This is a genomic window from Reyranella sp. (assembly GCF_965228225.1).
Taxonomy (GTDB): domain Bacteria; phylum Pseudomonadota; class Alphaproteobacteria; order Reyranellales; family Reyranellaceae; genus Reyranella.
In genome coordinates this window covers 4,711,712-4,734,180 of sequence record NZ_OZ245801.1, presented here as the reverse complement: position 1 = coordinate 4,734,180, position 22,469 = coordinate 4,711,712, and the positions used below count along the sequence as shown (strand labels likewise).

Here is a 22,469-nt window from a genome sequence, read left to right as displayed (position 1 = left end):
AATCTCCTCGGGGGGACGGAAGAGAGTAATCATGGCTGCTTCAAGCACATCGGCACACGGACACGGCGACCCGACTCGGCGCGACTTCCTGATGGTTGCGACGGGCGCTCTTGGCGCCGTCGGCGCCGCGGCCGTCGCGTGGCCCTTCATCAACAATCTCAACCCCGCCGCGGACACGCTGGCCCTGTCGACCGTCGAGGTGAACGTCACGCCGATCGCGGTCGGCCAGGCGGTCACCGTGAAGTGGCGCGGCAAGCCGGTGTTCATCCGGCACCGCACCGAGGCCGAGATCAAGGAAGCCGAGGCTGTGCCGATGGCGCAGCTGCCGGATCCGGAGACCGACAACAAGCGTGTCACCGACACCGCCAAGAAGGTCCGGCCCGAGTGGCTGATCATGATCGGCGTCTGCACCCATCTGGGCTGCGTGCCGCTCGGCAACAAGCCGGGCGATCCCAAGGGTGAGTTCGGCGGCTGGTTCTGCCCCTGCCACGGCTCGAGCTACGACACGTCGGGCCGCATCCGCAAAGGACCGGCGCCGAAGAACCTCGTGGTTCCGGACTACCTGTTCACTTCCGACTCGCTCGTTCGCATCGGCTGATCGACCCAGGTCGTCCGCCTCAGATCTCGCTGGAGTTCCAGAATGGCCTCGTCACACGGCACGCCGCCGGTCTTCAATAACAAGGTGATCGCCTGGGTCGATCACCGCCTGCCGATCTTCTCGTATATCGAGAAGGAATATCACACGTTCCCGACGCCACGGAATTTCAACTATTTCTGGAACTTCGGCGCGATCGCCACGGTGATGCTGGTCCTCATGATCGCCACCGGCATCGTGCTCGCGACCAACTACACGCCGCATGTGCTGATGGCCTTCGACGCCGTCGAGCGCATCGACCGCGACGTGCCGCAGGGCTGGCTGATCCGCGACCTGCACATGAACGGCGCGTCGTTCTTCTTCATCGCCGTCTACATCCATATCTTCCGCGGCATGTACTACGGCTCCTACAAGGCGCCGCGCGAACTGCTGTGGATCCTGGGCGTGGTCATCTTCCTGCTGATGATGGCGACGGCCTTCATGGGCTACGTGCTGCCGTGGGGCCAGATGAGCTTCTGGGGCGCCACCGTCATCACCAACCTGTTCTCGGCCATCCCGATCGTCGGCGAATCAATCGTCACCTGGCTGTGGGGCGGCTTCGCCGTCGACAACCCGACGCTCAACCGCTTCTTCGCCCTGCACTACCTGCTGCCGTTCATCATCGTGGCGGTCGTGGCGCTGCACGTCGTGGCGCTGCACGTGCACGGCTCGAACAACCCGACCGGCATCGACCCGAAGGGCCCGCAGGACACCGTCCCGTTCCATCCGTACTACACGATGAAGGACGGCTTCGGCGTGGTCTGCTTCCTGATCGTCTTCTCGGTGTTCGTCTTCTTCGCGCCGGACTACATGGGCCATCCGGACAACTACATCCCGGCCAACCCGCTGGTCACGCCGGCGCACATCGTGCCGGAATGGTACTTCCTGCCGTTCTACGCGATCCTGCGCGCCATCCCCGACAAGCTGGGCGGCGTGCTGGCGATGTTCGGCGCCATCGCGGTGCTGTTCATCCTGCCCTGGCTCGACACCTCGCGCGTGCGGTCCTGCACGTTCCGGCCGATCTACAAGTGGTTCATGCTGTTCCTGGTGGTCGACGTAATCGTCCTGGGCTTCTGCGGCGCCAAGCCGCCGGAAGGCTTCTGGGTGCCGCTGTCGCAGTTCGCGACGCTCTACTACTTCGCGCACTTCCTCGTCCTGCTGCCGATCCTGGGCAAGATCGAACGGCCGTTGCCATTGCCTCCCAGCATCGCCGACTCGGTGCTCAAGAAGAAGGCGGTCTAAGAGCCATGCGCAAGCCTTTCGCCCGCAATCTCCTGGTCTCCGGCGCCATCGCGCTGGCGGCCTTCGCCACCGGCACCGTCGCCATCGCGGCCGGCGGGACCGAGCATCCGCCGCACAAGCATTGGCACTTCCAGGGGCCGTTCGGCACCTATGACCGTGCCGCCGCCCAGCGTGGCTTCCAAGTCTACCAGGAAGTCTGCGCGGCCTGCCATTCGCTGTCGTTGATGTCCTATCGCAACCTGACCGAACTCGGGCTGACCGAGAATCAGGTCAAGGGCCTGATCAAGGACATCTCCATCTCCGATCTCAACGACGATGGCGCGCCGGTCGACCGGCCGGCCCGCCCGTCCGACCGCTTCAGGAAGCCGTTCCCCAACGAGGCCGCTGCGGCCGCCGCCAACAACGGCAAGGCCCCGCCCGACCTCAGCGTCATCGTCAAGGCGCGCGAGGCCGGTCCCGACTACATCTACGGAATCCTTACCGGCTACGTGCCGTACGACAAGCTGACGCCCGAGCAGATCAAGGAGTTCGACGTCAAGAAGGACGACTACTTCAACAAGTACTTCCCGGGCCACAAGATCGCCATGGCGCCGCCGCTGAGCGACGACAAGGTGACCTACGCCGACGGCACCAAGGCCACGCTCGACCAGGAAGCCGCCGACGTCACCGAGTTCCTCGCCTGGGCCTCCGAGCCGCACATGGAAGACCGCAAGCGCACCGGCGTTCGGGTCATCCTGTTCCTGATCGCTCTCGCGGGCCTGATGTATGCCGTGAAGCGGATGGTGTGGGCCGACAAGCACTGACGCAAAGGCGCTAGAGTCACTTCCTCCCCATTCAAATGGGGAGGTGGCGGCGTAATCGCCGACGGAGGGGTCATCGCGTTTCGACGCCCATGACCCCATCGCCCCGTATGACGGGGCACTTCCCCATCTGAATGGGGAAGCAATGAGAGGGCGAATGGCTCGATCTACGTCGGAAAGACACTTTGCCTTCCGGCGCTAACGCTTGAGACGCCGTTCGATCGCTTCGTATCGCTGCAACAGCCGGCGGGCGCGATCGATCACCGGGATGTCGATCATCTTGCCATCCACCGAGAACGAGCCGCGGCCCTCAGCCGCGGCTTTTTCGTCGGCCGCGATCAGCTTCCGCGCGTAGGCGACTTCATCCGCCGTCGGTGTGAAGGCCTCGTTCAGCGAAGCGACGAGTCCGGGATGGATGCAGGTCCCGCCCGAGAAGCCGAAGCGGCGCGCCCGCTCGGCGCTCTTCCTGTAGGCGGTCGGATCGGAATAGTCCGCGACGGTTCCCAGAATCCCGATCACCGGCACGCCATGCGCCTGCGCCGCGAACGCCACCATACGCTTGGGCAGTTCGAGCGTCTCGTCGCCCGGCAGCGACCCGGTCTCCAGCGCGAAATCCTCGCCGCCCAGCATCATGGCGATGACGCGGGGCCCGCGCTCGGCGATGTCGTTCAGTTCCGCGAGGGCTCGTGGATGCTCGATCATCGCCGCGAAGCCCACGCTGCCCACCTTCATGCCGCGCTCACGCTCGAGTTCGGTCACGACCTCGTCGAGCAGGCGCAGATGCTGCACGCCTTCGGTCTTGGTGACGAACAGGGCGGAGAGGCCGGGCCGCACCGCCGCCTCGATGTCGGGGACCGCCAGCCGCAGCGGCCGGTTGATGCGCACCGCGACGTCGGCGCCGCCGCGCGCGACCTTCTCCATCGTGTCGGGCAGCATCGCGCGTGCTTCCGGCTTCTGCGCCGGTGGCACGCTGTCCTCGAGATCGACCAGCACGCAATCGGCGCCGCGCTCGTGCGCTCTGTCGATGAACTTCGGGACGTTGCCGGGAACGTAGAGGATCGAGCGCCAGACGGGCGGGACGGGCCGATTCACTTCTTCTTCTTCCCCGGGGTCTTGCCGTCCGAGATCGCGCCGGACGCACAGAGCTTGTCGTATTCCTCTGCGCCCAGCATCGGCTTCAGGAGGGCTTCGTTGTGCTCGCCAACTCGCGGCGCCGCACTCTTCAGCGCACCGGGCGTGCCCGACATGCGCGGCACGACCGGATGGGTCGGCAGCTCGCCCATGTCCGCATCCTCGATCTCGATCAGCGATTCGCGCTCCAGAACGTAGTCGTCCTGGACGATCTGCGAGATGTCGTAGACCGGGCCGATGGTGACGCCGGCCTCGTCGAAATAGCGCAGGTTCTCGTCGAGATCGCGGGCACCCACGAACTCGCCGATGATGCGGTCGAGCTCGACGCCGTTGCGCACCCGCTCGATGTTGGTCGCGAAGCGCGGATCCTCCTTCAGTTCCGGCCGGCCGATCTTGTCCAGCACGCGCATCGCCATGCCCTGCGTCGAGGCCGACAGGCAGACCCAGCTTCCGTCCTTCGTCTGATAGACGTTACGAGGGGCTGCATTGGTCGAGCGGCTGCCGGTCCGCACCTTCACCTCGCCGGTCAGCCTGTGGTTGGCCGCCTGCGGTCCCAGCATCGAGAACAACGGATCGAACAGCGGCAGGTCGAGGACCTGGCCCTTGCCGCCGTTCATCTCGACCTCGCGCAGCGCCACCATCACGGCGCCATAGCCGTTCAGCGCGGCCATGCAGTCGGCCAGATACATCGGCGGCAGGACCGGCTCGCGATCGGCGAAACCGTTCATCGAAGCGAAACCGCTATAGCCCTCGATCAGCGTGCCGAAGCCCGGCTTGTGACGATAGCGTCCGTCCTGGCCCCAGCCGGAAATGCGCAGGATCACCAGCTTCGGGTTGATGGCGTGCAGCTCGGCGGGCGAGAGGCCCATGTCTTCCATGACGCCCGGCCGGAAGCTCTCGACCAGGATGGCGGCGGTCTTCGCCAGTTCGCGCACGATGGTGCGGCCGGCGTCGGAGCGCAGGTCGAGAGCCACGCTCTTCTTGTTGCGGCTGTAGACCTTCCATGCCGTTTCGACGCCCTTGACCCGCCACGAGCGCAGCGTGTCGCCTTCCGGCGGCTCGATCTTGATGACCTCGGCGCCGAAGTCGGCGAGCTGCAGGGTCAGGACGTTGCCGGCCACCAGGCGCGACAGGTCGACGACGCGGACCCCGTTCAGGGGGCCGCGTGCGTCCGGGGTGAAGGTCTTCTTCGCGGGCTTCTTTGCCAAGATGCGTCAGCCGACGTGCTTGGCCATGAATTCGAGCGTGCGGGCGTAGGCCTGCTGGGACGCCGCTGCGTCGTAGCTGCCGCGCTCGTCGCAATGGAAGCCGTGGTCGGCGGGATAGTCGTAGATCGTGACGCCCGGATGGAGCTGGCGCAGCTCGTTCACGTGCGTCATCGGGATGTGCATGTCCTTGTCGCCGAAATGCATGATCGTCGGCACGCTGGGCTTCTCGTCCCGGGCGCCGTAGATGCCGCCGCCGTAGTAGGCGATGGCGGCATCGGGCTTGAGCCGCGTCGCCGACAGCCAGGTGATGGTGCCGCCCCAGCAGAAGCCGGTCACCGCGACCTTCGTCACGCCGCGCTTCTTCAGGTCGGCAATGGCGGCCTCGACGTCCTGCACGGCCTTTTCGGTGAATCCGGGCGTCATGACGTAGCCGCGGCCCTCGGCAATCGTGTCCGGCGTATAGCCGAGCTCGATGCCGGGCTTGATGTGGTCGAAGAAGCACGGCGCGAGGGCCAGGTAGCCTTCGGCCGCGAACTTGTCGGTCACGGCGCGGATGTGGTGGTTGACCCCGAAAATCTCCTGGATGACCACGATGCCGCCCTTCGGCGTGCCCGCCGGGGTAGCCAGATAGGCGCCGATCTCGCCGGCGGCAGACTTAAGACGGATATCTTCGCCCATGAATAATCCTCCCTGTGTGGCCGGCATTGGACCATGGTAAGCCCGCGCCGTTCAAGGAATCCAAGCCATGTATCTTCCCAAGCATTTCGCAGGCGATGAAGCGGTCGGCCGCGAGGTCATGAAGGCCCATAGCTGGGCTCTCCTGATGACGACCGACGAAGACGGCGCGCCCTTCGCCACCCACCTGTCGCTGCTCTGGCAGGACGATGGCAGCGAACACGGTTCGCTGATCGGCCACATGGCGCGCGCCAATCCACACTGGAAGCTGTTCGAGCGGCCGGCGGAGTCGCTGGCCCTGTTCTGGGGGCCGCACGCCTATGTCTCGCCGACCTGGTACACACCGGGTCCGAAGGTGCCGACCTGGAACTACGTCACCGTCCATGCCTATGGCCGGCCACAGATCGTCGAGGATACGCAGGGCGCGCTCGACGTGCTCTCGACGCTCGCGGCCGCGTATGAGGGGACGGATCCTTCGTCCTGGGGGCTGGACCGCCTGCCGCCGGGCAATGCCGAGGCGCAGACCAGAGGCATCGTCGCCTTCCGCATGCCGCTCGCGCGGCTTCAGACCAAGATCAAGCTCAGCCAGAATCGCGAGCTGGAGGACCGGCAGCGCGTGATGGAGAAGCTCGCGGAAAGCGACAACCAGGACGCGCAGGCGACCGCCCACTGGATGAAGCGCGTCCTGCCGTAACACAGGTTCTGCAGTCTCTTTACATCGACCGGACCATCGGCCACTTTCCTCGCCAATTAAAAGGAGGAAAGAATGACCGTTCGTCGTCGTGGTCTGGTGAAAGGTGGTCTGGGAACCGTGATCGCTGCCGGCGTCGGCATGCCGCTCTATCTGCCGGCTGCCCGCGCCCAGACCTATCCCAGCAAGCCGATCACCTTCATCGTCCCGTGGCCCGCCGGCGGATCGAGCGACATCACGCTCCGCGCCATGTGCGAGCGGGCGGGCAAGGTCCTGGGCCAGCCCTTCCAGATCGACAACAAGGGCGGCGCCTCCGGTACGCTGGGTCCGGCCACGATGGCCGCCACCGCGCGGCCCGACGGCTACACCCTGTCGCAATTGCCGATCTCCGTGTTCCGGCTGCCGGTGATGCAGAAGACGGCGTTCGATCCGCTGAAGGACTTCACCTACGTCGCGCATCTCAGCGGCTATACGTTCGGCGTCACGACGGCGGCCGACCAGCCCTACAAGACCTTCAAGGACGTGATCGAGTACGCCAGGGCCAATCCCGGCAAGGTGACCTACGGCACGCCCGGCGCCGGCACCTCGCTTCACATCGGCATGGAGCGCATCGCGGCCGCCGCCGGCATCAAGTGGACCATGGTGCCGTTCAAGGGCGGTGCGGAGACCAATGCTGCCGTGCTCGGCAAGCACACGACCCTGCAGGCCGACTCGACGGGCTGGAAGCCGCTGGTCGACGCGGGCCAGCTGCGCCTGCTCTGCGTCTGGACCGAGAAGCGCACCAAGAACTGGCCGGATGTGCCGACCCTGAAGGATCTCGGCTTCGACATGGTGTTCGACTCGCCGTTCGGCATGGGTGGTCCGAAGGGCATGGACCCGGCCACGGTGAAGAAGCTCGACGAGGCCTTCAAGATCGCGCTCGAGGACAAGGACGTCATCGCGACCCTGGAGAAGTACGACATGTCGCCGCGCTACATGCCCGCGGCGGCCTACGACAAGTTCGCCCGCCAACTCTACGCCGAGGAGAAGGCTGCATTGGAGAAGCTCGGACTGGCCGCCAAGAGCTAGTCCGCCCCGGAGAGAGCGGGGAAGAACACAACAAGGGAGGAATTCATGCGTCGTCGTTCGTTCATTGCGGCGTCGGGTGCGGTCGCGTCCGCCGCTCTCGCGCCCGCCATCGGCTATGCCCAGGGGGCCAAGGATTTTCCCAACAAGCCGATCACGCTGATCATGCCGTGGCCGGCCGGCAGCGGCGTCGACGTCTGGCATCGCGCGCTGGGCGACGCCGCGGCCAAGATTCTCGGCCAGCCGGTGGTGATCGACAACCGCACCGGCGGTTCGGGAACCAGCGGCCCCGCCAGCATGGCCGCGACCGCCAAGCCCGACGGCTATACGATCGCGCAGATGCCGGTGACGATCTTCCGCCTGCCGCACATGCAGAAGACGCCGTACGACCCGATGAAGGACTTCACCTGGATCCTCCACACCTCGGCCTACACGTTCGGCGTGGTGGTGCGGGCGGATTCGCCTCTCAAGACCTTTCAGGACGTCATCGCCTTCGCCAAGGCCAACCCGGGCAAGTTCACCTACGCGACCCCGGGGGCCGGCAGTTCGCTGCACATCGGCATGGAGCAGATCGCCCACAAGGCCGGCGTGAAGTTCACCCACGTGCCCTTCAAGGGCGGGCCCGAAGGCTGGGCGGCGCTGGAGGGCGGCCACGTCATGGCCGACGCCGATGCAACCGGCTGGGCGCCGCTGGTCGATGCCGGCAAATTCCGCCTGCTCTGCATCTGGACGCAGGAGCGCAGCCCGCGCTGGCCCGATGCGCCGACGCTCAAGGAGCTGGGCTTCAACCTGACGCTCGACTCGCCGTTCGGGCTTGCCGGGCCGAAGGGCATCGACCCTGCGGTCGTGCAGAAGCTGCACGATGCCTTCAAGGCCGCGCTCGACGATCCCAAGGTGGTCGAACTGATGGCCAAGTACGACTATCCCAAGCGCTACATGAACACGGCGGACTACGCCAAGTTCGCCAAGCAGCAGTATGACGAGCAGCGCGAGGTCGTGGACCAGCTCGGGCTCGCCAAGAAGAGCTGAGCATGCTGCGTCGCGCTGAATTCTGGGGTGGTCTGTTCTGGCTGGGTGTCGGCGTATTCGTCACCTGGCAGGGCTGGCTGCTCGAACTGGGTACCCTGCACGAGCCGGGTTCGGGCTTCGTCTTCTTCTGGCTCGGACTCTTCATGTGCGCCCTGTCGCTGTCGATCACCGTCGCCGGCGCGCGCGGCGAGGGACCGCTGCTGGCGGATCTCTGGCGCGGCGCGCGGTGGCGCAACGTCGTGATGGTGATCGCCGCCCTGATCGTCTTCGGTATCCTGTTCCAGAAGCTGGGCTTCGTGCTCTGCAGCCTGGCGCTGCTGCTCTTCCTGATGACCTTCGTCGATCCGGTGGCCCCCAAGCTCTCGATCCCGATCGCTTTGGGCGCGTCGGTCGGGGTCTGGTACGTGCTGGAAAAGGTCCTGCTGGTGCAGCTTCCCAAGGGAAGCTGGCTCGAGGACGTTCCCTATCTCTCCTGGCTGGCGGGCTGACGCGATGGACGTGCTTTCCGGTCTCTACCAGGGATTCGCGGTCGCCTTCGATCCGGTCAATCTCCTCTACTGCTTCATCGGCGTGTTCATCGGCACGCTGGTCGGCGTGCTGCCCGGCATCGGCCCGATCTCGGCCATGTCGCTGCTGCTGCCGGTCACGCTCTCGGGCACCCCCGAGTCCGGCATCATCATGATGGCCGGCATCTACTACGGCTCGATGTATGGCGGCTCGACCACCGCGGTGCTGGTGAACATCCCGGGCGAGGCGGCCTCGGTCGTCACCTGCATCGACGGGCACGAGATGGCCAAGCGCGGCCGGGCCGGTCCGGCGCTCGGCATCTCCGCGCTGGGATCGTTCGTCGCCGGCACCTTCGCGATCGTCGCCCTGATGCTCGTGGCGCCGCTGCTGGCCCAGGTCGCCGTGGCCTTCGGCCCGCCCGAGTATTTCAGCCTGATGGTTCTCGGCCTGACGATCCTGTCGTTCCTGACGCAGGGCTCGATGGCAAAGGCGCTGCTGATGGCGGCGGTCGGCGTCGTGGTCGGCCTGATCGGCCTGGATCAGATCAACGCCATGCCGCGCCTCACCTTCGACCGCCTCGAACTGGTCGACGGCATCGGCCTCGTGCCGGTCGTGATGGGCCTGTTCGGCGTGGCCGAGATCCTGGCGAACATCGAGCAGCAGATCCGCCGCGACATCGTGCAATCGCGGATCGGCAGCCTGTGGCCCTCGCGCGAGGACCTGAAGGCGAGCGCCGGCCCCATCGGGCGCGGCACGCTGCTCGGCTTCCTGCTGGGCGTGCTGCCGGGCGGCGGCGCGGTGATCGCCTCCTTCGCGTCCTATGCGATGGAGAAGAAGCTGTCGCGCACGCCCGAGCGTTTCGGCAAGGGCGCCATCGAGGGCGTGGCTGGACCCGAGGCCGCGAACAACGCGGCGGCCGGCGGCGCCTTCATTCCGCTGATGACGCTCGGCATCCCGCCCAACGTCATCATGGCGCTGCTGCTGGGTGCCTTCGTCATCCACGGGCTGCAGCCCGGGCCGCTGATGATGAGCCAGAATCCCAAGGTCTTCTGGGGCATCGTCGCCAGCATGTATGTCGGCAACATCATGCTGCTGGTTCTCAACATGCCGTTGATCGGCATGTGGGTTCAGGTGCTGAAGGCGCCCTACAGGATCCTGTTCCCGCTGATCCTGATGTTCTGCATCGTCGGCGTCTTCGCCTCGGGCAACGCCGTGTTCGACGTGTTCGTCATGATCGGCACCGGCCTGCTGGGTTATCTCATGCGCAAGTTCGGCTACGAGGCGGCGCCGCTGGTGCTGGCCTTCGTGCTGGGTCCGATGCTCGAGAACAACCTGCGCAAGTCGCTGATCCTGAGCCAGGGATCGTTCGAGATCTTCGTTGCGCGGCCGATCTCGGTCGCCTGCCTCGCGCTCGCGGCCTTCCTGCTGATCGCGCCACTCCTTCCCGCGCTCCGCAAGAAGCGCGAGAAGGTGGCGCTCGACGTGACCGAGTAGCTACTTCGCCTTCAGGAGGTCGGTGACCTTCAGGAGGATCAGCTCGTTGTCGTCGGACTTGCCCAGCGCGCGGCCCGACGAGAAGGGCAGGTTGTTGTCGTTGCCGACGATGATGTGGTCGGCATCGATCAGGTCGACATTCTCAATGGTGAAGAACGGGAAGGTGAGCTTGCCGTCCTTGGCGCCTGCGCGCGCGACCTTGTTCGGGTCCTGGATGTCCATCAGGTCGATGTAGCCCACCTTTTTCACGAAGCCGTCGGCATCGGCCTGGCCCATGTCGATCTTGTAGATGCGCTTGAACTTGGCCGGTGCGTTGAAGCAGTCGGCCTTCACCGCGCCGTCCTTGCAGGCCTGGGCCGCGTCGCCCTCGGTGTCGTCACGCTCGATGATCAGGCCGCTGCTGGCGTCGATCATGTTGAAGTCGCCGATCGCGTTGGCCGGCGCCTCGAGCGTGTACTTGAAGCTCTTGCCCGTGTACTCGCCCTTGGCCACGTCGAACTCGAGGATACGCAGGAAGCGCTTGCCGTCCTTGGCTTCCATCTCGCCCGACTCGGTCACCAGCGGGCCTTCGAGCAGCGGGTAGAGGAACTTGCCGTCGGGCGAAGCCGCCATGCCTTCGAAGCCCTTGCTGCGCCGGACCTCGAATTTCACCGGACCGGGCGCAGCCGGCATCGTGACCGCCGGATGGTCGGGCGAGCGCACGACCTTGCCGTCGACCTTGGTCTCGAAGATCTGCACGACCTTGCCGCTCTTGTCGGTCTTGATCAGGTAGGGGCCGAACTCCTCGCCGAAGTACAGGAAGTCGCCGATCGGCTGGACCGATTCGAGATCGAAGTCGCCGCCGGTCAGGTAGCGCTTCGGTGTGTTCTCGTTGACGATGCGGAACGGCACCTTGCGATCCGGATCGCTGAGGAAGGTGGTCGAGACGCGCTCGACAGCGCCGCTCTTCCAGTCGGGCTTCACCACATGGAACATCAGCATCGAGTCGGGCGAGTTGGCCTTCGAGCCGAAGCCATTGTCGGTGATCGTGAGGAACGTGCCGTCCTTCAGGTTCTTGATGCCGGACAGGCCCTGCACGGCCTGGCCCTTGAGCGGCAGGCTGAGGCCGGTGGGACGCGGCGCGGCCTTGTCCGAGAGAGCCGAGAAGGCCTGCACGCTCTCGGGCGCGTCGACCCGCCGGCCGGCCGGGCCGGCATAGCGGCCGGAGATCTGCAGCTCCTGCGGCGCGTCGGCCGGGGCGGGGACGAGGGTCATCGCCGGCAGGATCGCGTGGCCTTCCAGGGTGGCGGGGAACTTGGTCTGAGACGAGGCGGGAAAGGCCGCGAGCAGAAGGGCGGTGGCAGAGGCCGCGAGCAGCAGATGCGTTTTCATGGGTGTCTCTTCATGAGGTGTGACATCCGCCTGCTACAGGCTTCTCGCTACGGTTTACTGACGGTCCTTGTGGACGGCGGCACCGGGCGCGCAGGATCGTAACGGAAACGCCATTATTGCCCGCTACGCCAGCCATGCGTTTCCAGGAGTTGAAGATGGCCGCCGCACAAGATGACGACTGCACCGATCCCGACGATATCGGTGTGAATGCCAGCACCGAACCGTCGATCGGCGAGCTGATCGAGCGGCGCCTCAGCCGGCGCGACGCGCTGCGCGGCCTCGCGGGCGCCGGCCTCGCAGCCTCGCTCGCGAGCCCGTTCGCGACGACGGACGCGCAGGCGCAGACCAACGGGCCTTCGTCGCTCACCTTCAAGGAACTCGCGCACACGCTCGACGGCACGCAGCATGTCGCAGACGGCTACGAGATGCAGGTGGTGATCCGCTGGGGCGACCCGATCATCGGCGGCGCCACGGGCTTCGAGCCCGCCACCCTCACGGCGGCCGAGCAGGAGAAGCGGTTCGGCTACAACAACGACTATCTCGGCCTCTATCCGCTGCCGGCCGGCAGCCGCAGCGGCGACCGCTTCCTGATGGTCGCCAATCACGAATATACCAGCCCCAACCTGATGTTCGCCGGACTGGGCAGTGGCCGCGGCGCGGCGCTCAAGGCTACGAAGGATCAGGTCGGCGTCGAGATGGCGTCGGTCGGTGGCGCGGTCATCGAGATCGCCCGCGACGGCGACGGCTGGAAGGTCGTGCCCGACAGCCGGTTCGCGCGCCGGCTCACCGCCACGACGCCGATGGAGATTTCCGGACCCGCCGCCGGCAACGACAGGCTCAAGACCTCGGCCGATCCCACGGGAACGCGCGTGCTGGGCACCTTCGGCAACTGCGCCGGCGGCAGCACGCCCTGGGGCACGTGGCTGACCTGCGAGGAGAATTTCCACTTCTACTTCGACGGCGAGGCGGCAAGGCTGGCCGATACCGAACTCGGCAAGCGCTACGGCGTGGCCCGTGCGACCAACGCCTGGGGCCAGCATGTCGATCGCTTCAACTTCGACAAGGAGCCGAACGAGCCCAATCGCTTCGGCTGGGTGGTCGAGATCGACCCCTACGAACCGGCCTCGCCGCCGGTGAAGCGCACGGCACTCGGCCGCTTCAAGCATGAGGGGTGCACCCATGCGCTGGCCAAGGATGGCCGCGTGGTGCTCTACAGTGGCGACGACGAGCGCTTCGAGTATGTCTATCGCTTCGTCACCTCCAAGCCCTGGAACCCGAGCGATCGCGCGGCGAACAAGAACCTGCTCGACGAGGGCACGCTTTCGGTCGCGCGCTTCGAGGCCGACGGCAAGGTCGTGTGGCTGCCGCTGGTGCAGGGGCAGGGACCGCTGACCGCCGAGAACGGCTTTGCGACGCAGGGCGACGTGCTGGTGAAGACACGCCTTGCCGCCGATCTCCTGAAGCCGACGCCGATGGACCGGCCGGAAGACATCGAGACCAATCCGGTCAACGGGCGCGTCTACGTCGTGCTGACCAACAACGGCCGGCGCAAGCCCGACCAGGTCGACAAGGCCAATCCGCGTGGTCCCAACGATCACGGCCACATAATCGAGATCGCGCCGAAGGACGGCGACCATGCCGCGGCGGAAGGCACCTGGTCGATCTTCCTGCTGGCCGGCAAGCCCGGCCAGGATGCCGGCGCCCGCTATCATCGCGCGACCTCGGAGAATGGCTGGCTGAGCTGCCCCGACAACATCGCCTTCGACAGCAAGGGGCGCATCTGGATCGCGACCGACGGGGCGCCGTCGGCTGCCGGCGTGGCCGACGGTCTCTATGCCGCCGATACGGTGGGCTTCGGCCGGGCGCTGACGCGCTGCTTCTACCAGGCGCCGACCGGCGCCGAGGTCTGCGGGCCGATCTTCACGCCGGACGACGGCACCTTGTTCCTCGCCATCCAGCATCCCGGCGAGGACCGGAACTCGACCTTCGAAAAGCCCTCGACCCGCTGGCCCGACTTCAAGGACGGCATGCCGCCACGGCCGTCGGTGATCGCGATCACGAAGAAGGGTGGGGGGCGGATAGGTTCGTAGGCCGAGCGAAGCTCGGCCAAGGAGCGTCAGGACATTGCGTAGCAATGTCCGGGAGCGCCGAAGGAAGAGCGGCCACTCGCGTTCTTATCTATTCTGCACGGCGCGGGCTCTCGCGCTTGATGACAAGCGCTGACGCCCGCCAATGTTTAACGCGTAGGCGCGTTAAACATTGAACCTGAAATGAAACACATCGCCGTCCTTGACGGCGTATTCCTTGCCTTCGAGCCGGAGCTTGCCGGCGTCGCGGGCGCCGGCCTCGCCGTTCAGCGTGACATAGTCGTCGAAGGCGATCGTTTCGGCGCGGATGAAGCCCTTCTCGAAATCGGTATGGATGACGCCGGCGGCCTGCGGTGCCGTGGCCTCGCGGCGCACCGTCCAGGCCCGCGCCTCTTTCGGCCCGACCGTGAAGAAGGTCACCAGATCGAGCAGGGCGTAGCCCGCGCGCACCACGCGGGCGAGGCCGGTCTCCTCGAGGCCGAGTGACGACAGGTAGTCGCTCTGGTCCTCGGGCGGCAGCTGCGCCACCTCGGCCTCGATGGCGGCCGAGATCACGACGGACGGCATGCCACGCGACTTGGCGAAGGCCTCGGCCCTGGCGCTGTGCGCGTTGCCGGTCGCGGCCGAGCTTTCCTCGACGTTCAGCACGTACATCATCGGCTTGGCGGTGATGAGCTGCAGCCGGGCAAACACCGCGCGCTCGTCGTCCGTCAGCTGGGCCTCGCGGGCCGGCTTGCCGTCGCGCAGCGCGTCGAGCGCCTTCTTCACGACCGGGGCCTCGGCCGCCGCTTCCTTGTCGCCGCCCTTGGCCTTCTTCTCGAGATTGGGCAGGCGCTTTTCCAGGCTGTCCATGTCGGCCAGCATCAGCTCGGTCTCGACGACCTCGGCATCGCTCACCGGATCGACCTTGCCGCTCACGTGCGTGACGTCGCCATCCTCGAAGCAGCGCAGCACGTGGGCGATCGCATCGACCTCGCGGATGTTGCCCAGGAACTGGTTGCCCAGCCCCTCGCCGCGCGACGCGCCCTTCACCAGGCCGGCGATGTCGACGAATTCGAGCTGGGTATTGATGATCTTGGCCGACCCCGCGATGGCCGCGAGTTTTTCGAGCCGCGGATCGGGCACGGCGACGCGGCCGACATTGGGCTCGATGGTGCAGAACGGATAATTGGCCGCCTGCGCCGCCTGGGTGGCGGTCAGGGCATTGAACAGGGTCGACTTGCCGACATTGGGCAGGCCGACAATTCCGCAGTTGAAACCCATGATCTACTCTTTGCTGCCCAGGCCCTTGATGTCGAGGCGGGCCGGAAGGTCGGGAGGCGGCGCGAGATGCGCCACCCGGCTCATGTATTTCTCGTCGGCCTTGGCGCCACCTTCGACCAGCAGCGCCGCTTCCTCGGCCAGTGCGTGCAGCACCTTCGGGACCCAGCCGTCCTTGGAGTCGCGCTCGTCGCGCTCGAAGTCGCGCAGTACCCAGTGCAGCACCAGGTCCTTGTGGCCCGGATGGCCGATGCCGATGCGGACGCGGCGGTAGTCCTTGCCGACATGGGCGTCGATATCGCGCAGACCGTTATGGCCGCCGGCGCCGCCGCCCTTCTTCATGCGCACCCGTCCGGGCGCGATGTCGAGCTCGTCGTGGAAGACGACCAGCCGGTCGAGCGGCACCTTGAGGAAGCGCACGGCCTCGCCCACGGCTTTGCTCGACTCGTTCATGAACGTCATGGGTTTCAGGGCGATGACGCGCTCGCCGCCGAGATGGCCTTCGGCCACTTCGCCGTTGAAACGCGCACGCCATGGCGAGAAGACACGGCGGCGGACGATCTCGTCCACCGCCATGAATCCAACGTTGTGCCGGTGCCCCGCATAGCGCGGCCCGGGATTGCCGAGCCCGACCAGCAGAAGCATCGACGGAGCGGTGCCTTCGCCCGCTCGTTACTTCTTCGCCGGAGCGGGGGCAGCCTTGCCGCCCGCTGCAGCGCCCGCCGCCGGAGCGGCACCTGCCGCCGGCGCAGCGCCGTCGGCCCCGGCCGCATCCGTCCCGGCCGCTTCGCGCGTCACGGTCGGGGCGGCGATCGAGGCCACGGTGGCGTTCTTGTCACGCGTCACCACGCGCGCGCTCTCGGGAATGTTGAGCGTCGACATGTGGATCGAGTGGCCGATCTCGAGGCCGGTCAGGTCGACCTCGAAGATTTCCGGAATGGAATCGGCCCGGGTGCGCAGCGTGATTTCGTGCAGCACGACGTTCAGAACGCCGCCGCGCTTGATGCCGGGCGAGGCCAGCTCGTTGCGGAAGCGCACGGGCACCTGCACGGTGATGATCGAGTCGGGGCCGATGCGCAGGAAGTCGAGATGCAGAGGCTTGTCCGTCACCGGATCGACCTGCACGTCGCGCGGCAGGACGTCATAGTCCGTGCCATCGACGGCAATCTTCATGCGGTGATTGAAGTAGCCCGCCTTGTGGATCTCGCGCTCGATCGACTTCGGCTCGACGGCGATCATCACGGGCGGCTGCTTGTCGCCGTAGATCACGGCGGGAATCAGTCCTTCGCGACGGCTGGAACGGGCGCCCCCTTTGCCGGCCCGGTCCCGCATCTTCGCGACGACTTTGGTCGTCTCTGCCATTTTAACTCTCCTTGGGTTGCTCTCTCATCGCGGCGTGGCCTCCAGGGGTGCCCATCGCCGGATCTCTTGAAATTCCTAGTCGAACAGGCTCGAAACCGATGCCTCGTCGGTGATGCGCTTCATCGCCTCGGCCATCAGCGTCGCGATGCTGAGCGGCTTGATGTTCGGCGACACGCGCACCGCCTCCGTGGGCATGATCGAATCGGTGATCACCATCTTCTCGATCGGCGAGGCGGCGACGCGGGCGACCGCGCCCCCCGACAGCACGCCGTGGGTGATATAGGCCGAGACCGAGGTGGCGCCCTGGTCCATCAACGCGACCGCGGCATTGCACAGCGTGCCGCCCGAATCGACGATGTCGTCGATCAGGATGCAGTCGCGGTTCTTCACGTCGCCGATCACGTTCATGACTTCGCTGATCCCGGCGGCCTCGCGGCGCTTGTCGATGATGGCGAGGTCGGCATCGATACGCTTGGCGATGGCGCGGGCACGGGCCACGCCGCCGGTGTCGGGCGACACGACGGTGAGGTTGCGGTTGCTCAGCGTCTCCTTGATGTCCTTCGAGAAGACCGGGCCGGCATAGAGATTGTCGAGCGGGATATCGAAGAAGCCCTGGATCTGGCCGGCATGCAGGTCGAGCGTCAGCACGCGATTGGCGCCGGCATGGGTGATCAGGTTGGCGACCAGCTTGGCAGAGATCGGCGTGCGGGAGCCGACCCTGCGGTCCTGGCGGGCATAGCCGTAATAGGGGATCACCGCTGTGATGCGGCGGGCCGAGCTGCGGCGCAAGGCATCGATGGTGATCAACAGTTCCATCAGATGGTCGTTGGCCGGGAAGCTCGTCGACTGGATGACGAAAACGTCCTCGCCGCGGACATTCTCCAGGATCTCGACGAAGATCTCGTTGTCGGAGAAACGCCGTATGTTGGCCTTGACCAGCGGCAAGGCCAGTTTGGCGGAAATGGCTTCGGCCAGCGGTTTGTTGCTGTTGCCGGTGAGAATTTTCATGAATCGCTGCCCTCGCGCCGGGGCGGGACATGGTTAAGCCGTTGATCTAAAACGACAAAACGGCCATCCCGGGCCGCGACGGGGCGGAACATACCAATGAGTCGGAGCGCTGTAAACGCCCTGAAATATGGGCTTTTCGCCGCTCCCGGTCGACGGGCCCCGGAAGCCCGCACGCTTCAGGCGTGCGGGTTGGCGACGAACGGCCACTGCGTCTTGTCGGCCTTGGTGTAGGGCAGCAGCGACCAGTCCGGCACCAGCGCGCCGGGTGCGGCGACATAGACCACTTCGCTGGCGATCGGCGCGTAGGCGGCGTGGAAGTGTTGCATCGACTTCACCACCACGACCTTCTTGGTCGAGGGATCGATGCCGAGCTTGGTGAAGCAGTCGAGGCTGTGGCACTGCGAGCGCGTGGAGTTGACGATCACCGTCACGCCCTCGATCTGAAGGGCGGCGGCATCGCCGATCGGGCTGGTGCCCTTGCGGGTGCCGCCGAACTGGATGAACACGTTCTTCTCGAGCTTCAGGACCTTGGCGCGGGCGTCGACCGGCGCGCCCGATTGCGGCCCGAGCTTGCCGCCGAGGCGGATGTCGAGTTCGGCGCCTTCGCCGACCTCGAAGGCGAGCTTCACCGCGCCGGGATCCCAGAACATGGCGATCGCCGCGTCCTTGACCTTGCCGTCGAGCAACGCCTTCAGGACGAAGGTCGAATCCGAAGCGGCACCGCCGCCGGCATTGTCCGACACGTCGGCCAGCACCATGGGCTTGGGCAGGTTGTGCGAGCTGACCCGCGCCATGGCGGCCTCCAAGGTCACATAGGGCGGCTGCGTGGCCTGGCGCATGGCGAAGAATTCCTGGCCCAGCTCCTTGGCGATTTTCTCGGCCTTCGCCTTGTCGCCGTCGGTGACGGCGATGATGCGGCTGCTCATCTCCTTGATGTCCGACCACGGGAAGCCATGGGCGACGGAGAGCGAGAGCACGCCGTCCTTGCCTTCCAACGCCATCAGCTTGTCGACGAAGCCGCGCATCGGCTCGCGCGTGGTGTGGAACACGCCGATCATGCGGCAGTCCCAGGTCGCCATCACCGGCCTGGTGCGGCCCTCGATCGCGCCTTCCATGACGTTGAACAGGTCGTCGGCGCGGTCCGACACGTCGACATGCGGATACTCCTTGAACAGGACCAGCACTGTGGCGTCGCGCATCGTGCCTTCGCCGATGTTGCAGTGGAGGTCGAGCTCGACGCCGACCGGCACATCCGACCCCACGACCTTGCGCACATGGGCGAGCAGGTCGCTCTCGCAGTCGTCATAGCCTTCGGCCACCATGGCGCCGTGCATCGACAGGAACACCGCATCGACCGGCATGGCGGCCTTCAGGTCCGCGATGATCTCCTCGCGGAACGCCTCGTAGACCTTCTTCACCGTCTTGCCCGCCGGCTGGGCGAAGGCGCAGAGACTCTCCACCACCTGCCAGCCCTTGGCCTCGGAGCGCTTGCGCCAGACATCGAGCGGCGCACCGAACATCGGCACCTTGTCGCCGTAGCTGCCCTTGCGGAACAGGCAGGTCTCCTCGAACAGGCCGAGCCCGGTCGGGATCGAGGCGAAGGTGTTGGTCTCGGTGCCGAGGCACGCCGTGAAGATCTTTTTCATTGGGAGGAGTTACTCGCTGAACAGTGGCTGGAACGCTGGGGTGGAGTGTACCGGCGCGGCATCGGCGGGCAAAGCAGGCAGGTTGTCGACGGCCGCCTGCAAGGCCATAGTGCCGGCTCGTCTGGAGACTCCGTACATGAGCGCGCGACTCTAACGATCCTTCCTTGCCCGTCCCGCCAGGGACCGGGTGCATCGTTGTTGCGCTGCCGCTCCCGCCGGAGTCCTCGTGTCCCATCCTCTCCTCGTCGCGCCCATCGGGCGTTCCTTGCTGCGGCTCGCGGGTCCAACGACGGCGTTCATGGTGGTGCAGATCGCCGTCGTCCTGGCCGAGATCTGGCTCGTCGGCCGGCTGGGCAGCGGCGCGCTGGCAGCCTTCGCGCTGGTCTATCCCTTCGTCGTCATGGTCATGAACGTGTCCTCGGGTGGCCTGGGCGGCGCCGTCGCCGCCTCCATGGCACGTGCCCTGGGGGGCGGCCGGCGCGAGGACGCGCAGTCTCTGGTGATCCACGCAATGGTGCTGGCGTTCGTGTTCGCCGCGCTCTGCGCGCTGTTTGCCTGGACGGCGGCGCCGCTCCTCTACCGCATGATGGGCGGCGAGGGCGCGGTGCTGCGACAGGCACGCGCCTACAGCGATCTCTGGTTCAGCTGCGGGGTGCTGGTGTGGGCGACCAACTTCGCGTCGGCGATCCTGCGGGGGGTGGGCAGCGCGGCCTTGGCGGCGCGGTTCGGCGTCGTGGGCTCGGCGGTCTACGTGCCGTTGGCGGCGTTGCTGGGGCTCGGCATCGGCGGCTGGCCGGGCTGGGGCGTGGCGGGCTTCGCGGCGGCCGGCGTGGCGGCATCGGGTCTATCGCTCGCCCTGACGGCGCGCGCGATCTGGGGCGGCCGGCTCGGTTTCGTTCCCTCGCTCGGCGGGCGCGGCCTGCAGCGCCGCCTGTTCCTGGAAATCATGGGTGTCGGCCTTGCTTCGTCGGCCGTCACCGTGGTCGGCGGCATTGGTACGATGGTGCTGACCGGACTGGTCGGCCGCTTCGGCACGTCGGCGCTGGCGGGTTATGCCATCGGTTCGCGGCTCGAGAATCTGATGGGCGCGATTTCATACGGAATCGGCACCGGCATGCTGACGCTGATCGGCGTTGCCGCCGGTGCCGATGGCTGGGCGCGGGCGCGCCGCGTGGCCTGGACCGGCAGCCTGTTCGCTGCCGCGGTGATCGGCGTGATTGGGGGCGCGATCGCCCTCCTGCCAGAGCAATGGTCGCTTCTGTTCACGAGCGATCCCGCAACGATCGCCGCCTGCGTCGGCTACCTCACGCGGGCAGCGCCCTTTTACATCCTCTACGGCCTCGGCCTGACGCTCCACTTCGGCAGTCAGGGCGCCGGCCGCATGGGCGTGCCGGTCGCCGCCGTGCTGGTGAGGCTGGTCATCACCGTCGGCGGCGGCTGGCTCGCAGTCGAACTGGGGCAGGGGCTCGATGCGGTTTTCTGGGCGATGGGGATCGGGCTCGCCGTCTACGGTCTCGTGATGGGCGGGATGTTGCTGTTGCGGCCCTGGCAGGCGCGTGTTCCCGCGAGGCGTTAGATGGTCAGCGCGCGATCCATCAGGGCCGTCTCGCTGTCGCCGAGATCGGCGCTGCCGAACTGGGCGAAGGGCGAACCGCCCAGCCGTGTCTCGGCATAGAGCGCGGCGAAGGGCGAGCCCGCTTCGACCAGCGCCGCCACGGCGGCGATCTTGGCCAGGCTTTCGCAGAGGAAGCGCGCGCGGCGTTCGGCGGCGCCCGACTTCAACGTCTGCTCCAGCGCCTGTGCCAGCGGGCCGGCCTTGAAGGCCCGGTCGGCGGTGCGCACGAGGCGCGAGAGCGTGTCCGTCGCGGCTTCGGGATGACGGCCGGCGGCACGCAGCACGTCGAGGGCCATGACGTTGCCTGAGCCCTCCCAGATGGCGTTGAGCGGCGATTCGCGGAAGTAGCGCGCCAGCGGCAGGTCCTCGGTGTAGCCGTTGCCGCCCAGGCACTCGAGCGATTCGTAGACGAGCTGCGGCGTGCTCTTGCAGACCAGGAACTTCACAGCCGGGGTGAGAAGGCGGGCATAGGCCGCTTCGCGCGGATCGTGGGCGGCGTGCTCGGCGGCGCGGATCAGGCGGAACACCAGCGCGACCTGCGCCTCGAGTTCCAGCGCCATGTCGGCGGCGACAGCGCGCATGGCGGGCTGGTCGGCCAGCCTGCGCTGGAAGACCGAGCGGTTGCGGATGTGATGGATCGCCTGGCTGAGCGCGATGCGCGACTGGCCGGCCGAGGCGATGGCGCAGTCGAGGCGCGTCAGGTTCACCATCTCGATGATGGTGCGCACGCCCGCGCCTTCCGTGCCGACCCGCTCGGCCCAGGCGCCGTGGAACTCGACCTCCGAGGAGGCATTGGACTTGTTGCCGAGCTTGTCCTTCAGCCGCTGGAAGCGGATCGCGTTCTGCGAACCGTCGGGCCGGTAACGTGGCATCAGGTAACAGGTGAGGCCGCCGTCCCCGGTTTCCTTGGCAGCTTGCGCGAGTACGAGGAAGGCGTCGCACATCGGCGCCGACATGAACCATTTGTGCCCGGTGATCTCGACATGGTCGCCGTGCGCGGTGGCGCTCGTGATGTTGGCGCGCACGTCGGTGCCGCCCTGGCGCTCGGTCATGCCCATGCCCAGCGTGACGCCGTTCTTCTCCCACCATGGCAGCGGTCGCGGATCGTAGGTGCGGGTCTGGATCTTCGGCAGCCACTTTTCGAGCAGCGCCGGCTCGGAGCGGAGCGCGCCCACGCAGGCATGCGTCATGGTGATCGGGCACATATGGCCGCTCTCGGCCTGAGTCGCGAGATAGAGCCGGACGGCCCGTGCCGACATCGGCGCCGGCCGGTCGCTGCCGTCATGGGCCGAGGCGTGGATGCCATGGCCGATGCTCTTGCGCATCAGCGCGTGATAGGCGGGATGGAACTCGACCAGGTCGAGACGGTTGCCCTTGCCGTCCATGGTGCGCAGCCTGGGCGGGTTCTCGTTGGCCACCCGTCCGAGATCCAGCGTTTCCGCCGCGCCATAGTCGCGGCCGCAGGCGGAGAGCGCCGCGAGGTCGAGGCCCGCGCGTGCCGCTGCATCGGCCAGCGGCCGGTCGGCGGTGAACAGGTCGATGTCGCCGAAAGCGGGCGACTGGTTGAACGAAGCGTCTTCGAGGAAGCCGGAAGTCATGGTGCCAGTCTCCTCCAAGCCCTTCCCTCCCGCTAGAGGGAAGGGC

Annotated in this window: 20 protein-coding genes; 10 read left to right on the top strand and 10 right to left on the bottom strand. The window is 66.7% G+C overall.

Going from position 1 to position 22,469, the window contains the following annotated elements:
* Positions 1 to 31: 31 nt before the first annotated feature.
* From petA to ACO07K_RS23000, 3 genes are read left to right on the top strand one after another with little or no spacing between them, the layout of a single operon-like run.
* Entirely contained in the window at positions 32 to 598 is a 567-nt protein-coding gene (gene petA / locus ACO07K_RS23010) for a ubiquinol-cytochrome c reductase iron-sulfur subunit (RefSeq protein ID WP_422008609.1), read from the top strand.
* 42 nt (positions 599 to 640) lie between these two features.
* Positions 641 to 1,876 carry a cytochrome b gene (locus ACO07K_RS23005; protein ID WP_422031996.1) on the top strand — a complete coding sequence of 412 codons (1,236 nt, stop codon included), beginning with the start codon at positions 641 to 643 and terminating at the stop codon, positions 1,874 to 1,876.
* A gap of 5 nt (positions 1,877 to 1,881) precedes the next feature.
* Complete coding sequence (locus ACO07K_RS23000; RefSeq protein WP_422031994.1) at positions 1,882 to 2,679, top strand: cytochrome c1; 798 nt, start codon at positions 1,882 to 1,884, stop codon at positions 2,677 to 2,679.
* 195 nt (positions 2,680 to 2,874) lie between these two features.
* Here ACO07K_RS23000 and ACO07K_RS22995 read toward each other — a convergent pair whose 3' ends face one another.
* Genes ACO07K_RS22995 through ACO07K_RS22985 form a run of 3 tightly spaced genes read right to left on the bottom strand, consistent with a single transcriptional unit; the run spans position 2,875 to position 5,693 of the window.
* The gene (locus ACO07K_RS22995; protein WP_422031992.1) at positions 2,875 to 3,768 is read right to left on the bottom strand and encodes an HpcH/HpaI aldolase/citrate lyase family protein; all 894 of its coding nucleotides are present in this window, start codon (positions 3,766 to 3,768) and stop codon (positions 2,875 to 2,877) included.
* Positions 3,765 to 5,015 (bottom strand): CaiB/BaiF CoA transferase family protein, encoded by a 1,251-nt coding sequence (locus ACO07K_RS22990; RefSeq protein ID WP_422031990.1) that lies wholly within the window; start codon positions 5,013 to 5,015, stop codon positions 3,765 to 3,767. Before ACO07K_RS22990 ends, ACO07K_RS22995 begins: the two co-directional genes overlap by 4 nt.
* 6 nt (positions 5,016 to 5,021) lie before the next feature.
* Positions 5,022 to 5,693, bottom strand: coding sequence for a dienelactone hydrolase family protein (locus ACO07K_RS22985; protein ID WP_422031988.1), 672 nt, complete (start codon positions 5,691 to 5,693; stop codon positions 5,022 to 5,024).
* Positions 5,694 to 5,760: 67 nt separating this feature from the next.
* Between ACO07K_RS22985 and ACO07K_RS22980 the strand changes: the two genes are divergently transcribed.
* The 5 genes from ACO07K_RS22980 to ACO07K_RS22960 all read left to right on the top strand — a co-directional run bounded on the left by ACO07K_RS22980 (position 5,761) and on the right by ACO07K_RS22960 (position 10,476).
* Positions 5,761 to 6,384: an FMN-binding negative transcriptional regulator gene (locus ACO07K_RS22980; protein WP_422031986.1), complete on the top strand. Its 624-nt coding sequence runs from the start codon at positions 5,761 to 5,763 to the stop codon at positions 6,382 to 6,384.
* Between the two features lie 138 nt (positions 6,385 to 6,522).
* On the top strand, positions 6,523 to 7,449 hold the full coding sequence (locus ACO07K_RS22975; protein ID WP_422036694.1) for a tripartite tricarboxylate transporter substrate binding protein: 927 nt from the start codon (positions 6,523 to 6,525) through the stop codon (positions 7,447 to 7,449).
* Positions 7,450 to 7,494: 45 nt separating this feature from the next.
* A complete protein-coding gene (locus tag ACO07K_RS22970; protein WP_422031984.1) occupies positions 7,495 to 8,475 on the top strand; it encodes a tripartite tricarboxylate transporter substrate binding protein in 981 nt (326 codons plus the stop codon).
* 2 nt (positions 8,476 to 8,477) lie between these two features.
* Positions 8,478 to 8,963: a tripartite tricarboxylate transporter TctB family protein gene (locus ACO07K_RS22965; protein ID WP_422031982.1), complete on the top strand. Its 486-nt coding sequence runs from the start codon at positions 8,478 to 8,480 to the stop codon at positions 8,961 to 8,963.
* Between the two features lie 4 nt (positions 8,964 to 8,967).
* A complete protein-coding gene (locus tag ACO07K_RS22960) occupies positions 8,968 to 10,476 on the top strand; it encodes a tripartite tricarboxylate transporter permease (protein ID WP_422031980.1) in 1,509 nt (502 codons plus the stop codon).
* On the opposite strand, the gene ACO07K_RS22955 is transcribed toward ACO07K_RS22960, so the two are convergent.
* Positions 10,477 to 11,847, bottom strand: a complete 1,371-nt coding sequence (locus tag ACO07K_RS22955) for an esterase-like activity of phytase family protein (protein WP_422031978.1) — start codon at positions 11,845 to 11,847, stop codon at positions 10,477 to 10,479.
* Positions 11,848 to 12,002: 155 nt separating this feature from the next.
* Between ACO07K_RS22955 and ACO07K_RS22950 the strand changes: the two genes are divergently transcribed.
* Positions 12,003 to 13,937, top strand: coding sequence for a PhoX family protein (locus ACO07K_RS22950; RefSeq protein ID WP_422031976.1), 1,935 nt, complete (start codon positions 12,003 to 12,005; stop codon positions 13,935 to 13,937).
* A gap of 162 nt (positions 13,938 to 14,099) precedes the next feature.
* Here the strand turns inward: ACO07K_RS22950 and ychF are convergent, their stop codons facing one another.
* From ychF to ACO07K_RS22925, 5 genes are all read right to left on the bottom strand, one after another.
* Positions 14,100 to 15,197: a redox-regulated ATPase YchF gene (ychF, locus tag ACO07K_RS22945; RefSeq protein WP_422031974.1), complete on the bottom strand. Its 1,098-nt coding sequence runs from the start codon at positions 15,195 to 15,197 to the stop codon at positions 14,100 to 14,102.
* A gap of 3 nt (positions 15,198 to 15,200) precedes the next feature.
* Positions 15,201 to 15,839 carry an aminoacyl-tRNA hydrolase gene (gene pth / locus ACO07K_RS22940; RefSeq protein ID WP_422031972.1) on the bottom strand — a complete coding sequence of 213 codons (639 nt, stop codon included), beginning with the start codon at positions 15,837 to 15,839 and terminating at the stop codon, positions 15,201 to 15,203.
* A gap of 27 nt (positions 15,840 to 15,866) precedes the next feature.
* On the bottom strand, positions 15,867 to 16,556 hold the full coding sequence (locus ACO07K_RS22935; protein WP_298318847.1) for a 50S ribosomal protein L25/general stress protein Ctc: 690 nt from the start codon (positions 16,554 to 16,556) through the stop codon (positions 15,867 to 15,869).
* A 75-nt stretch (positions 16,557 to 16,631) separates the two neighbouring features.
* Positions 16,632 to 17,564, bottom strand: a complete 933-nt coding sequence (locus ACO07K_RS22930; protein ID WP_298318850.1) for a ribose-phosphate pyrophosphokinase — start codon at positions 17,562 to 17,564, stop codon at positions 16,632 to 16,634.
* 176 nt (positions 17,565 to 17,740) lie between these two features.
* A complete protein-coding gene (locus ACO07K_RS22925) occupies positions 17,741 to 19,210 on the bottom strand; it encodes a M81 family metallopeptidase (RefSeq protein ID WP_422031969.1) in 1,470 nt (489 codons plus the stop codon).
* A gap of 226 nt (positions 19,211 to 19,436) precedes the next feature.
* On the opposite strand from ACO07K_RS22925, the gene ACO07K_RS22920 reads away from it, so the two are divergent.
* Positions 19,437 to 20,786 (top strand): MATE family efflux transporter, encoded by a 1,350-nt coding sequence (locus ACO07K_RS22920; protein WP_422031967.1) that lies wholly within the window; start codon positions 19,437 to 19,439, stop codon positions 20,784 to 20,786.
* Here the strand turns inward: ACO07K_RS22920 and ACO07K_RS22915 are convergent.
* Entirely contained in the window at positions 20,783 to 22,423 is a 1,641-nt protein-coding gene (locus ACO07K_RS22915) for an acyl-CoA dehydrogenase family protein (RefSeq protein WP_422031965.1), read from the bottom strand. The two genes, ACO07K_RS22920 and ACO07K_RS22915, sit on opposite strands and share 4 nt — an antisense overlap.
* Positions 22,424 to 22,469 lie beyond the last annotated feature (46 nt).